This is a genomic window from Cognatiyoonia sediminum (genome assembly GCF_900129845.1).
GTDB lineage: Bacteria > Pseudomonadota > Alphaproteobacteria > Rhodobacterales > Rhodobacteraceae > Cognatiyoonia > Cognatiyoonia sediminum.
Genome location: NZ_FQXB01000003.1, coordinates 231,011 through 243,936 on the forward strand (window position 1 = coordinate 231,011; position 12,926 = coordinate 243,936).

The following is a 12,926-nucleotide window of genomic DNA, read 5'->3' on the forward strand; positions in this document are numbered from 1 at the left end:
GCGGAGCTCGCGGCATTAGGCGGGAATTTGCCGAAAAATCACAAGATTAGCGAGAATGGAGCAATTTCCAGATTGTGCAAATTATTGCCATAAATCCGAACGATTGTGGGCCGGTTCCCTGATTAGCCGTTAGCCTTAATAACGAGTGTAAAACACATAACGATTGTCGACCCTGATTTGGGCGAGCACGGCAAGGTGACATGGTCGAAGCATCGATCGGTATTGAGGATAGAGAATGTACTGGACTTTTATTTTTGGGCTCTTTGGTGCTCTTATGGCTGCGGCTTCCGGCTCTAACAACAGTTCGGATGAGCAAACGAGTATCCGTAATGCAGAGGAACCGCCCGAACAGGACGTGGCGGATACGAAGCAGACTAAGGTGGCAGCTCGAACCGTTGCTCCAGACCAAGAACCTCAAGTCAGCAAATCTGGCTCTACCAAAGCCAAGGAAACACAGACGGAAAAAACGCCTACTGAAGTTTCAGAGGTCGAAAGTCCTCCGCAAACTGGGACACCGACAGAGGTTCCTGAACCCGGGCCGGTCACGCTTACACAAGACGTGACGGCTGAAGTTATTGCGGGTCGGGTCACAAAGTTTGACCTGTCGGAGGTGGACGATGTGCAGTCCGTTAAGGTTCTGTCTGGCCCAGAAGCTGGCAATCTTACTGTCAATCCGGACAATACCCTTTCGCTGGTTCTTACAGGCTCTGAACATACTGGCGCGCTGAACTTTTCTTATGAGGTTACGCACTCTAACGGGGACAAAACTGTTTTTGACGCGGATGTGGATGCGATCGCTGGGCCGCAGGAAAAGGGTTGGGGGACTGGCGAATTCTATGTTCTGCAAGAAGATGATAATGGGGACATGATCATCGAGCACGGCGACAACCACCGGAAAGTCTTCATCTCAAATGACGATGATGCCTTGAGTCGTGCGGATATTGCCGCGCTTGAAGGTATGAAAGTCGAACAGATCACCGGGTTGTGGCTGAGCCAGAATCCGGAATATGGGGGAAGCGAAGGGCTTGCTCTGAAACCCGATGCAGGTATGGAGCTTTGGTATTCCATCACCGGTTCCAATCAAGGACCGACGTCGAATTGGCTATTGTTCGAACGAGGATTTGAGTACGACGATCTTGATCGTCTTGTCGCGCGAGGGTCGACAGGGGAATCCGAGCTTCATCCACAGTTGATTGGCGCCTATGGAGAGGGCGATAAGCCTGTTCTGCACACGGTGCTAAATATGTACCAGGAATGGTCTGACAACACGGTCATACAAGGTGTTGCCTTGCCGGAAGGCGCCAAATTGATCTGGGGCGAGAATATCATCTTGGACAATGTTTCTATGTCCAATGAAGAATTGACCGTTAAGGGCGTCGATGCCTTTACGCTTCGGAATTCTGATATCACGGATGTTTTCCGGGATGAGCCCGTACGAGATACAGATATTTGGGAGCCGGCGTATAACCGCATTTCTGGATCCTTCTTTGATGAACTCGATGGCTTGTTGTTGGAAGGGAACTTCTTCGATCACAACGGCTGGGCGGATGGATATTCTTATGACATGTCAACCGACAATCCCCAGTCGCCGAGTTTCTATAACCACAATATCTATATTCAGAATACGGTCACTGACGTCACGCTGCGCGACAATATTACAATGCGTGCGTCGTCTTTCGGAGCGACAATTCGACCTGGTGCTTTTGTCGAAGATAACCTTTTCTTAGACAATAACGCTGCATTGAATGCTTTGGGCGGTGACTACAAAGATGCAGGTTTCATTGGCAACTATAGCTTGCTCAATGGGAACGTAATTACGTCTGGTGCGCATAAGACGGTCGACGACAAAGAAGGTGCGCTGACGATGGGTGCCGGTATTTGGGGCCGGATGACAACCCTACTGGACAACATCGTGACACATCTGTCCGATCCAAATAATCCGGCTGACGGTGCAGACAAAGAATTTGCCCATTTTGCGGTTCGCACACCGGATGGTTCGGGCTTTTATGATGACACCATGATCTACAATTGGAGCGCGGAACGCGGAAACTCCGAGGAGAACGCGGATCGGAACATAGAAGGTCTGGACAAAGACGTACTGGATGACACCACCATCCAACTGTTCACAGCCGCTCTTTTGGGTCAGCCAAATGCGACAATCGACGATTTGAGTGATTACCTCCGACAGCAGTATCAAGGTGATCAGGATCAAGTTGTCACCGCTGATACGATTGTCGACTTCTTTAAGGCCGGCTTTGGCTTGGATGTCGACGTTAGAGATGACGCGCAGACATTGCGTTTCGTTCCAAATGACTTGGGTGATGGGGTTAGGTGGGACAACCGTTTGAACTGGTCGACTGACGATCTGCCTGGTACCCGCGACGGAGACAGCGTTGATCTTGGTGGAAACTGGGTGAACTACGGTGGGACAACAACCCTAGAGGATCTTGATTTTGGTGATGGCGGTAAGCTGGCTGTCGGGAATGGTTATCTGGAGATCAATGACCACATTGCCGTCGGCGATTCCGGGGCTGAGATTTCGATTGAACGGTCCGGGCAATTTTGGACCAATGGGTATACCGATTTGGATACGCTCGAAATCAACGTTGCCGGCGGTCGTTTTGCAAACACGGGTCTGTTCGCCGGTTCGTCTGAATTGACAGTGAGCGATAATGCGCAGGCATTGTTGGCCACAGATGGTGCCGATTTTATTGTCCGAGATGGGTCCGGTCTTGCGATAAACGGATCAGACGTGAAAGTTGGCTTTGACGGTGAAGCTGGCGGCACTGGCGTTTTGCTTTTCTCTGATAACGCGACGCTGTCCTTCAAAGCAGATGAGGATGGTTTTGGAACTATCAGAGAATTCCGTAGTGGGCATTTTGACCAAGAGGGCAGTGACATTGAATCTGGTGTCAACCTAGGTGATGTGAATCTTGAACTGGATGTTTCTGCCATCGCCGGCGGCGGCGCGACCACCGAGACTTTGATCCGGGTTGACGAAGTGACCGGTGCTATCGGCTCAGTGGACGTCGTCGGATTGGCGTCTAATCAGAATGCCACAGTGTTCGTCGATTACTCAAACGACATCGTTACTCTGACGCTTGGGGCCAAAGGAAGCGGGTCAGGCAATGTCAGTATCGAAACAGCCGGCAATGAGACTCAGTCTAACTCTTCGAGCGCGCTTTGGGCGAGTTTGACAAATGGCCATGGGATCTATGCAGACGACCCGGCAAGCAGCATTCCGTCTGAAGAGGATGAAGACGCTCTCGTAGATTGAGAATAGTTCGGTTCCCCTATGTCAGGGGGGCCGCTTTCAACTGTTGAGCGCGTGTTCGGTCGCCTGTTTCGGATCCCACTCTGGCCAAATCCGACGTGCGAGGTCCCCAACCTCACGCTCTACGAGTTTTTCCAGATATCCAGCCGGTAAGGTTTGCAGCAGGTTGGAACGAAAGTGGTTCGGATAGGAATGCGTCGAAGTTGGTGACGTGTTTTCACTATCGAGGTCACAAAACGCTGCGATTTCGGCAACGCGTTTTCCTAAATCGTTGGTGGGGACCACCAATAGTCGATCTTGTGGCGTTTGATCTAGCGCCATGGCGACAGAATAGGACCAATAATCGAGGTAGCGCGCTACCGGGTACATCCCTGCCTGTTCCAGCGCTTGTTCTTCAACAGGATGTCCTGCGCGTTCTCCAAAACGATATGTCCGAAACTCTTGCCAAGTTGGCGAAACCGGACGTGCCATTGAGTGATCCAGCATGGACCGCAACCAGATGGTTGGTTCCCTGACCGTTAGAATGAACTTGCTATCAGGGAAAAGCTCAAGGATCTCTTTCAAGACATAGACGTTCACCGAAGAGCTATCGATCTTTAGGTTTCGAATACGGTCGCGTGTTCTTAACAAGCGGAGAAGGCCCGAGGTGTCGCGGGACAGGTTTGCTTTGAGGTATGCTTTGATAATCCGCTCTGCGTCGTCCTCATGGCCTGTGCGCAATTTGTCGTCGAACATGTGGGCAAGCGTATGAGTGCCGGTCTTAGAGGCCCCCAAAACAAAGATCCGCGGGCCGACACGTCGAGGCTTGGCATAGTGCCGATAATACCTTCGGCTAAGTCGGGAAAGATCAGAAACTTTCATTCTTTGGATTTGTTCAGACGTTGCCTTTTCGCCTGTCCTAACCTTCGGGCATGAAGTCGTTCAAGGGTTCGACAACATCTTTCAGGACATTTTGTAGGCGTGCTTCTGCAGCAGCATCAGTTTCGTCTGGTTGTATCAAGGTCGTTAGGCGAACCAGACCACCATCGGTTCGGCCGGTCGCGATACCATCCGTCATCAGATAAAATTTTGCCGCAAAGTCCCAAGCAATACGCCGGCCTTTTTGTTCGAACCAATAATAGACCATCATGCGAGTTTCACCCTTTTGGATCACAGCACGATTCAATTGGAAGGACTCGTCAAAGCCCATTTGATCTGCCACATCGGTACGTTCAAGCCAGGCAATTTCCCATCCGGCACCCGGAAGGCAGATTTCTGGTGAGTGCACACCTCCGCGGCTTTGGTCTTCATACCAAGCCATAAACAGGCCGACACTTGGCATTACTTGTTCGGAGTTAACGAGGGTGACTTGGTGATAGTCATCGGCACCCAAGGTGCGGGCAACATTTTCTGCGAGCCTTTCGCGTGGTCCGAATTGTTCCCATGTGCCGAACGTCTGCGGGAATGTCACAAAACTCTGACGGTCGACTTTGTAGGTGCCGCGATCAGGTACAAAGTTTAAGGATACAGCTGCGGTTGCCATGAGGACAGCCGCAGTAATCATCGCTTTAGACGCTCTGACATATTGCAAACGGCCCAACTGCACGCCGAGCCCATCGGTATTCAGATCAAGCGCGTCGACTAGGCCATCGTGCTCTGAATTAAATCGGACAAGGACCCAAGCGAGCAGGAACAACAATGCGATACAGATCGCGAAGATGACCCAGCCTTCGAAGAAGTGGCTAAAGCCGTTGACCCATTCTATCCCGTAGTAGTTGACGATGTAGCCTGCTACAGCAATCCGGATAGAATTCATCAGAATTGCGATGGGTGCAGCAGACAAAAGCAAGATCGCTTTGTGCCAGTTTGACCCCTTATAAAGGGCCGCAAAGATGTACGAGAAGCTTAGGATTGGGAAGAGGTAGCGTAGGCCTGAACAGGCTTCTGCAACATGTAGTTTCATAACGCCGAGGTCGATAATATTCCCGTCAAGGAAGACCGGGATCGACATCAGCTGAAGGAACCAAACACCAACCTCTGACGAAACAAATTGAAGCGATGTCGTCATCTTGTAGTAGACGACGCCTGGAAGCGGCAACATATAGACGAGGTGAAGGACTCCTGGCCAAAAATGCCTGCCGGTCTCCCAGCCGAAGCTGATCAATAACATTCCGCCGATCCAAATGATCGTTGCATAGGCCACAATGTCGTTAATTCGAGCCAGATTTCCCAAATAACCCACAATCACAGCGAGCAATACCACGCAAACGCCGACCCAGCGGTCTCGTTTCGGGCCAGGGTCGATAGGGTAATCCTTAAGCTGTTTTAGAAACAGCAATAACGACAAGACAGGGATTAAAGGACCGTGACTATATTCGGGCAATTGCCACGCGTTCAAAAGCGCTTGTAAGCCATTCGAGAAGAAAAATCCTGCAAACAGAGTCGCGAGGACGAGACACAACATTCCTTTGGTCAGGAAAGCTGTTGGAAATCGGCCTTCTACGGCGCCCTCATTCGTCACTGCCATAATGATTCTCTTTGCACTAAATAACTTTAACTGCGCGCCTTATATCATTAATCACTTTGAGCGACACAGGTGTCACGATAAACTAATCGCGAATTGTAGCGACAATGAGGCCAATTTTGCCAATTCATCGGATAAGTTTCCCAGATAAGGTCAAACTTGGTCGTGACAAGACAAGCTACTAGTTCACGCGACGCCAACGAACCCACGATTCGATTGGATATTGGCATTTTCGCCTACAACGAAAGCCAATCCATTGGGTTGCTTATTGAAAGTTTGGGCCAGCAAACGATTTTTGGGTCGATGGTTGAAGACATCCGTGTGCGGATCCTCGCAAATGGATGCACCGATGATACTGTTGCCGTTGCGACAAAAGCGATAGCGGCGCTGCCGGCGGCCATCAAAGACTGCTTTACCGTTCACGATTTTGAGCTTGGCGGAAAGTCTCGAACTGCAAATCGGTTCATTCATGAACTGTCCGACCAAGGCGCGGATATTCTCGGATTTATGGACGCTGATATCGCTCTACCTCAGAACGACACATTGGAGCGGATGCTAGGTGCGTTGGATGAAGGGCCGGAACTGATGGTGTTCAATAGCCGACCGGTCAAAGATGTTTCGTTTTCTAAAAGATCAGTCGGACCTATTGGTAAGATCATCGCAAGCGGAGGTGGCGGCCTCACGGACTATAGGAAAAGCATCTGCGGCCAACTTTATTTCATAAAGAGGACTATGGCTGATAAGATCAGTTTTCCGATCGGCCTTCCGGTCGAGGATGGATTTATGCGCGCCATGGTCGTAACTGACCTTTTTTCGCAGGAAGAGGACCTATCGCGACTGGACGGTGATTTCGAAATCTTTCACGTCTACGAGTCGATCACGACGATTAGGGCGCTGATCAAACATCAGACACGCCTAATCGTCGGAAGCTCGATCAATGCGATCATTTTTGAAGAGTTGAACCGCGTTGCTGATAGCGGCCAAAGCATTTCTGTGTTTCTAAAGGACATCTCAGAGAACGAAGAGTGGTTACAGTCTTTTCTTTCAGAGCAGCTGCCGCGATGGCCGTATGGTTATGTGCCCTTTCGTATTGGGGCAAAACGCATCAGGATGTTCCGCGCTTCTGAACAGCGTTCGATGAGAACCTTTTTCGTCTTGCTGGCAGGTATCGGATTGGACTTGATTTCTACCATTAATGCGAATTTTGTCATGTGGCGCGGTAGGGGTGCAGGGCATTGGTGATGGTTTCGCTGCCGAAACCTGCGTGCGCTCACTTTAGATTTCCGAAAGACCGCTATTTTAGGAAGTGCCCTAGCTCAAATAGCCAACGGAGAGGCTTCTTATGCCGATTGACAGATACAAAACCTTTCAAAACGGTCCAGATGGGCCCGCGGTTGGCGCTTCACTCATTTCACCGAGCGATACCGTCGACCTAATAGAGTTGACGGTCGGACTGAATGTATCGACGACGGGTCAAGTCAGGGTTTCGATGAAGGACGGCGAGGTTGTGGATCTCACTATTGGATCCGGACGTTTCTTTCCCGTCCGCGTGTCGAAAATTTGGGAGACCGGAACCACAGCTACGGGAATTGTTGCCCTTTACTAGGACATTTTCTGGCGCCGCGTGTCGTAAACCGCTAAGTCGTATTCGACTATCGGAGTAGGTTTATGTCGTCGTTAGATTGGGGATTGGTGATCGCGACAAAGGATCGTTTTGATCCGTTAAAAACTTGCGTGTCTTTAGCTTTGGCACAGACACGAGAACCGACAGAAGTTGTCATAGTTGATTCCAGTGCGGATTGGAAAAACCATAAACTCAAAGTCCAAGAAATCGTCGACCAAAAACCAAATGTACGGTTCACCTATCTGCAAGGTGACGCGCCATCTTTGACGGTTCAAAGAAACCAAGCTGCTGCAGCCGCTAGCGCCGACATCCTCTTCATGATCGACGATGACAGCTATATGTTTTCCGACTGTGCCGAGCGCATAATGAACATTTACGAAGCTGATGAGGCTGCGGTTCTCGCCGGTGTTCAGGCGATGGATACCAACCTATCTCCGCTGCATGTGAAAGACGGTTCGGCCCAGGAAAAGCAAGAGATAGCATTTGCAAATTTGCGAAGGTCATCGCCGCTGGTTCGGGGGATTTTGCGGAAGGTCCTGATGGCCAGCAAAGAAGAGATATTTATACCCTACGATGGTCACTATCCGACGTGGGACTTGCCCGACGCTGTAGCTGATCTGCCGTGTCGTCCAGAAACGATGTTTGGTGGGTTTCGGATGACGTATCGCCGAAGCGCGGTTTTGTCAGAGCCTTTCGATCCGACTTTGCGGTACTATTGTCCCGGAGAAGACTTGGATGGAAGTTATCGCATTTCGAGAAAAGGCGCTTTGGTCACTGCAACTGAGGCTAAGTTATTCCATTTCAGTAGTGCAGCAGGCCGGCTGAACCGAACGCAGGTTGCCCATCTGTGGTCCCTAAACCAAGCGGTACTGCTGCGACGCCACGCACCCGACCAGCATTGGGCAAGGCGCGTATACCGTCGTAAAATGATACGGCGACTGACAACAGATTTTGTAAAAGACTTGCTGATGTTGCGGTTCGGTTTTCCACAAACCAAGGGCAGTTGGCGAGCTTGGCGGGATTCTCAGCAAGCGATGAGACTTTCTCCGGAAGACCTTTCGGACTGGTATCCGCGGAGGCAAGCGGACATTGTCGGAGCCAAATAAAGAACTCTTTTTGGGCAAATGCTCGCCCTGAGTAGAATTTAGAGTGCGCGAGATGAGCAGAACTGGGAACGAGTGATGACACAGGCGAAGAAGGAGCCAAGGCGTTATTTGTTGATTTCACCGTGTCGGAACGAGGCGGATTATATGCGGCGGACATTGGAGTCTGTCGTCGCGCAATCAGTGACGCCTTCGAAATGGGTCATCGTCGATGATGGCTCTACCGATGAAACGCCTAGTATTTTGGCGGAATATGCCGCGAAACACCCCTGGATTTCAGTCGTACAGAAACCCGACAGAGGTCATCGCGCTGTTGGACCCGGAGTGGTTGAAGCGTTCTACTTCGGATTGGATACTGTCGATCTGAGCGAATATAGCTATTCCTGCAAATTAGATCTCGATCTAGACCTGCCTCCCCGATACTTCGAAATCCTTATGGAAAAAATGGAGGCAAACCCTCGGATAGGCACGTGTTCTGGTAAGCCGTATTTTCGGAATGCTCAGGGACAAATGGTTTCTGAAAAGTGCGGTGATGAGATGTCGGTGGGGATGACGAAGTTTTACCGTCGGGCCTGCTTTGACCAAATCGGTGGTTATGTTCGCGAAGTCATGTGGGACGCGATCGATTGTCACAAAGCCCGGCAACTTGGGTGGATCGCAGCGAGTTGGGACGAGCCTGACCTTCGGTTCGAACACCTTCGACCGATGGGGTCGTCTCAAAAAAGCATCTACACTGGGCGGCGTCGGCACGGGTTTGGCCAATACTTTATGGGCAGCGATCCGCTCTACTTTTCTGCAACCGCAATCTATCGCATGGCGCACCCGCCCTACGTGACAGGCGGATTGGCGACGCTTCAAGGATATATTTCAGCGTGGTGGCGCGGAGAGGCGCAGTTAGACGATCCAGAACTTCGGCACTTTATTCGCGCGTACCAAAGGCGGGCTTTGGTTGTGGGTAAGTCGAAAGCTATCTCAGAGATAGAGGATCGTTTGTCGGGAAACTTCCAACCTGGGTAGTAGAGTGCCGAACCCATGAAATATCACCCCGAGATTGATGGACTCAGAACGGTTGCAGTAGCCCCGGTCATTTTGTTCCATGCCGGATTCAGCGGATTTGGCGGGGGGTACGTCGGGGTCGATGTTTTCTTTGTGATTAGTGGGTTCTTAATTACCTCGATCCTCATAAGCGACTTGGAGCAGGGGACGTTCTCCATCCTCAAGTTTTACGAGCGGCGGATGCGCCGCATTTTGCCTGCTTTGTTCGTCGTGGTTTTGGCATGTATCCCTTTTGCATGGGTCTGGTTGCTGCCGAGCGCGTTCAAAGACTTTTCCCAAAGTGTCGCTGCAGTCGGTCTTTTTGCTTCGAATTTCTTGTTTTGGTTTGAGGTTGATTATTTTGACACATCAGCAGAGCGTAAACCGCTTCTTCACACGTGGAGTCTTGCGGTCGAAGAGCAATATTACATCGTGTTTCCGGTGTTGCTTGCGGTAATTTGGAGGTTGGGACAAAGGTCCGTTTTCGGTATTATCAGTGTCTTGGCCTTATTAAGTCTTGCATACACAGTTGTTGCCCGCAGCTTTGGGTGGGCCAGCGATGCAGCCTTGTTCTATCTACCGTTTTCCCGGGCCTGGGAACTTTTTGCTGGTTCGTTATGCGCAATGATTATGCGGCGTCGCAGTTTGTCGGGGAACGACGCTTACGCCGCCGTCGGTCTCGGGTTGATCATTTTTGCGATCTTCTTTTTTGACAAACACACGCCCTTTCCATCGGCATATACTGTGGTGCCAATCGTCGGTACCGCATTGGTTTTACTTTTTGCGCGGCCCGAAGGTTTTGTGGGACGGTTCTTGTCTGTCAGACCAATGGTTCAGATTGGTCTAATAAGTTACAGTGCCTACCTTTGGCATCAACCCCTATTTGCCTTTGCGCGCGTGAGAAGCTTGGAAGACCCGAGCCATATGACAATGGGTGCCCTTGCAGTGCTGACATTGGGCCTTGCGTATTTGACATGGAAATTTGTTGAGCAGCCATTCCGCAAAAAACCGTCGCCGTGGTTGCCGAAACGTGGTGTCCTTTTGAGTGTGAGCGCCATGTGTTTGGCAAGCTTGGTTGTGTTCGGGACATACGGGCATGTGCGGAATGGGTTTTCGGAGAGGTTTCAGATTGCCGGTTGGTCACAATATGAATTTGACCGCTCTTCGCTGCAGGTACAGTCTTGGCGCCTTCTTCGAAATGCAGCGGGGAACAATAACTATGGTGTCGATTTCAATGCGTACGATCAAACAGAGTGGTTTCCCGACACTGATAGACCTTTGATTCTAGTCGTGGGAAATTCCCATTCCAAAGGGACGTATAACGCGTTGACCTTTTCCCAAGCGGTGGTCGACTCCGCCAACGTTGCCCGGTTTGGCACGCAGATTTTCGACCTTCTTGACCCCATCCATCCGTTCTTTGCCTCGCCCAATTTTGAAGCTGCTGACGTGATCCTAATTTCCACCCGTTACACAGAAGATGACATCGCGGCGTTGCCCGCCGTTGTCTCGGAACTGCGTGACGCTGGTAAAAAGGTTCTTGTGGTCAACAACACACCTGAGTTTTTGGACTCCGGAAATGCGACGCTGGCAGATTCAGTGCTTTTGAGCGAAACCTCTGCCGGTTCTGATAAAGCAGAAATCTTGGACAAAATTGCAACCGAGCATTGGGATGCATTCGTTGAAAATGACCCGGTGTCAGAAATTCGACGAGCTATTGCGCACGTTGCGGAAGAGAACGACATTCCGCTTTTGGATAGGGCTGACCTAATTTGCGATAGGAGCTCGATGAAGTGCTTTGCAGTAGATGAAGAAGGTCAGAAGATCATTTATGATTATGGTCACATAACGTTGGCCGGTGCTGCATTCTTGGGACGACGTATGGATAAGGGCGGTTGGCTTGACCCGATCATGCAGCCGACAGTTGTGTCAGAGTGACGATAGATCAAACAATGGTTTGAAATCCTCCCAATTCCGGTAACACCCGAACATCGTTAACGCGAGACCTGCCGCAAGGTAGCTGAAATCTGCAATTGGATCCCAAACGTCATATCGTTTCACAAATTTTACAAGCAGCGGATAGGTCGTGAGTGCGGCAATCCCGGGCGCCAAGATTGCGCCAAACAGCCCAAAGAAGGTTAGGCCGGCAAATAGAAAAGTAAGCTGGCAAATCGCGGTCGATCCCTTCAGGTAGAAGCTTCGACGCGAGTCCCCGGCAGACAAAAGCGCGGCTTCATACCCTTCGATGACGATCAAGGGGACGATGGCAAAAGCCACAGTGGATACGATTGGACCAGCAAGCGCGTATCTTGGGTCAAACAGTAGGTCGATTAAGAAAACACCTAAGAATGCGAAAATTGCCGTTAGAAAAAGGCCGCCTGCTACGACGAGGCGACGCACTCGCCGCATGTTCTTCCTATTGCTTTCGTTTTCATAGGGTGGGCGACGGCTGTAGAGCGGGAACACCACGCGGTGTGATAGCGGCTTTAGCACTTGAAGAGGTAAACTGCCGACCATGTAACCGATGTTAAAAATACCCAAGGTCGCGATCGAGAGATAGACCCCCAAGATGGCCATGTCTGATCTTCCGAGAATGAAGCTCGAAAGCGTGCTTAAGAAAACAAACTTTCCAAAGCTGATCAATTCGCGCGCATAGACCTTGTTCCATGACAAACGATTGCTTGGACCCGGGAGGAGAAAGTGCGTTCCCAATAGAAACATTGCAGTATTGATTTGTCCGCCGATGGCCAATGCGAAAACCGATTGTGTCCAAAGGGCCAAGGCGACAGTCACGATGATCCCCAGAACTTGGGTGATAAGCGTGATCGCCACCAATTTCTCTTGCCGAAGTTCTCGATCGGCGGTTGCTATCTTTGTTGAGGCAAAACCGCTCATTAAAGGGCCGATGGCCATAATGGGCATCAAAGCCGCGAGCATGGGTTCCTCGTAGAAATCGGCGAGTGGCTGGGCGATCGCTAAACAAATCAGCGAGAGGATCAGGCCTCTGATAATCTGGATCGTCCAAGCGGTGTTGAGAAAATCCCTGTCTGCTCCATGTTTGCTTTGGACGATTGAAGCGCGGATTCCGATATCGGAAAACATTTGTAGGCCACCCATAACGACAGAGATAATCGCCATAAGGCCAAATGCTTCGGGAAACAGAATCCGCGTTAATAGCAGGCTTGAAATGAGCCGCAACACCCGGTTCCCGCCGGTTCCCGCCAGAACCACAACAAATCCGCGCATTGCTCGGGCGCGAAGTTTCTGGCCTGTGAAATGAGAGCTGAAGCGGCTGGTCATTGGAGTTTTTGTAGCCTTACTTTTTTCGCCATGATCGATGCGTGCAGCTTCAATTTTAACATGGTTTTGCCATACAACAGCACCCAACAA

The 12,926-nt window shown here is 50.7% G+C and carries 9 protein-coding genes; 6 read left to right on the forward strand and 3 right to left on the reverse strand.

The annotated features are described in order from the left end of the window. The first annotated feature begins 235 nt into the window (after positions 1-235). A complete protein-coding gene (locus BUA85_RS11595) occupies positions 236-3,277 on the forward strand; it encodes a hypothetical protein (protein ID WP_072901273.1) in 3,042 nt (1,013 codons plus the stop codon). A gap of 36 nt (positions 3,278-3,313) precedes the next feature. Here the strand turns inward: BUA85_RS11595 and BUA85_RS11600 are convergent, their stop codons facing one another. Both BUA85_RS11600 and xrtD read right to left on the reverse strand, forming a co-directional pair. Then, positions 3,314-4,135: a sulfotransferase gene (locus BUA85_RS11600; protein ID WP_165611611.1), complete on the reverse strand. Its 822-nt coding sequence runs from the start codon at positions 4,133-4,135 to the stop codon at positions 3,314-3,316. Positions 4,136-4,172: 37 nt separating this feature from the next. Further along, on the reverse strand, positions 4,173-5,780 hold the full coding sequence (gene xrtD / locus BUA85_RS11605) for a VPLPA-CTERM-specific exosortase XrtD (protein ID WP_072901277.1): 1,608 nt from the start codon (positions 5,778-5,780) through the stop codon (positions 4,173-4,175). Positions 5,781-5,942: 162 nt separating this feature from the next. Between xrtD and BUA85_RS11610 the strand changes: the two genes are divergently transcribed. The 5 genes from BUA85_RS11610 (at position 5,943) to BUA85_RS11630 (ending at position 11,474) form a co-directional block, all read left to right on the forward strand. After that, complete coding sequence (locus tag BUA85_RS11610) at positions 5,943-7,019, forward strand: glycosyltransferase family 2 protein (protein ID WP_072901503.1); 1,077 nt, start codon at positions 5,943-5,945, stop codon at positions 7,017-7,019. Between the two features lie 100 nt (positions 7,020-7,119). Next, a complete protein-coding gene (locus tag BUA85_RS17105; RefSeq protein ID WP_072901279.1) occupies positions 7,120-7,383 on the forward strand; it encodes a spike base protein, RCAP_Rcc01079 family in 264 nt (87 codons plus the stop codon). A gap of 62 nt (positions 7,384-7,445) precedes the next feature. Further along, positions 7,446-8,507 carry a glycosyltransferase family 2 protein gene (locus BUA85_RS11620; protein WP_072901281.1) on the forward strand — a complete coding sequence of 354 codons (1,062 nt, stop codon included), beginning with the start codon at positions 7,446-7,448 and terminating at the stop codon, positions 8,505-8,507. A gap of 75 nt (positions 8,508-8,582) precedes the next feature. Continuing rightward, positions 8,583-9,521: a glycosyltransferase family 2 protein gene (locus tag BUA85_RS11625; protein ID WP_072901283.1), complete on the forward strand. Its 939-nt coding sequence runs from the start codon at positions 8,583-8,585 to the stop codon at positions 9,519-9,521. A gap of 15 nt (positions 9,522-9,536) precedes the next feature. Next, positions 9,537-11,474, forward strand: coding sequence for an acyltransferase family protein (locus tag BUA85_RS11630; RefSeq protein ID WP_072901285.1), 1,938 nt, complete (start codon positions 9,537-9,539; stop codon positions 11,472-11,474). On the opposite strand, the gene BUA85_RS11635 is transcribed toward BUA85_RS11630, so the two are convergent. Next, complete coding sequence (locus tag BUA85_RS11635) at positions 11,466-12,836, reverse strand: oligosaccharide flippase family protein (protein ID WP_131802803.1); 1,371 nt, start codon at positions 12,834-12,836, stop codon at positions 11,466-11,468. The two genes, BUA85_RS11630 and BUA85_RS11635, sit on opposite strands and share 9 nt — an antisense overlap. Between the last annotated feature and the right edge of the window lie 90 nt (positions 12,837-12,926).

Bases quoted from the DNA above. Each gene is read 5' to 3' on its own strand.
- BUA85_RS11600 (WP_165611611.1), bottom strand. From the start codon at position 4,135: ATGAAAGTTTCTGATCTTTCCCGACTTAGCCGAAGGTATTATCGGCAC.
- BUA85_RS11630 (WP_072901285.1), top strand. From the start codon at position 9,537: ATGAAATATCACCCCGAGATTGATGGACTCAGAACGGTTGCAGTAGCC.
- BUA85_RS11635 (WP_131802803.1), bottom strand. From the start codon at position 12,836: ATGACCAGCCGCTTCAGCTCTCATTTCACAGGCCAGAAACTTCGCGCC.
- BUA85_RS11620 (WP_072901281.1), top strand. From the start codon at position 7,446: ATGTCGTCGTTAGATTGGGGATTGGTGATCGCGACAAAGGATCGTTTT.
- BUA85_RS17105 (WP_072901279.1), top strand. From the start codon at position 7,120: ATGCCGATTGACAGATACAAAACCTTTCAAAACGGTCCAGATGGGCCC.
- BUA85_RS11595 (WP_072901273.1), top strand. From the start codon at position 236: ATGTACTGGACTTTTATTTTTGGGCTCTTTGGTGCTCTTATGGCTGCG.
- xrtD (WP_072901277.1), bottom strand. From the start codon at position 5,780: ATGGCAGTGACGAATGAGGGCGCCGTAGAAGGCCGATTTCCAACAGCT.
- BUA85_RS11625 (WP_072901283.1), top strand. From the start codon at position 8,583: ATGACACAGGCGAAGAAGGAGCCAAGGCGTTATTTGTTGATTTCACCG.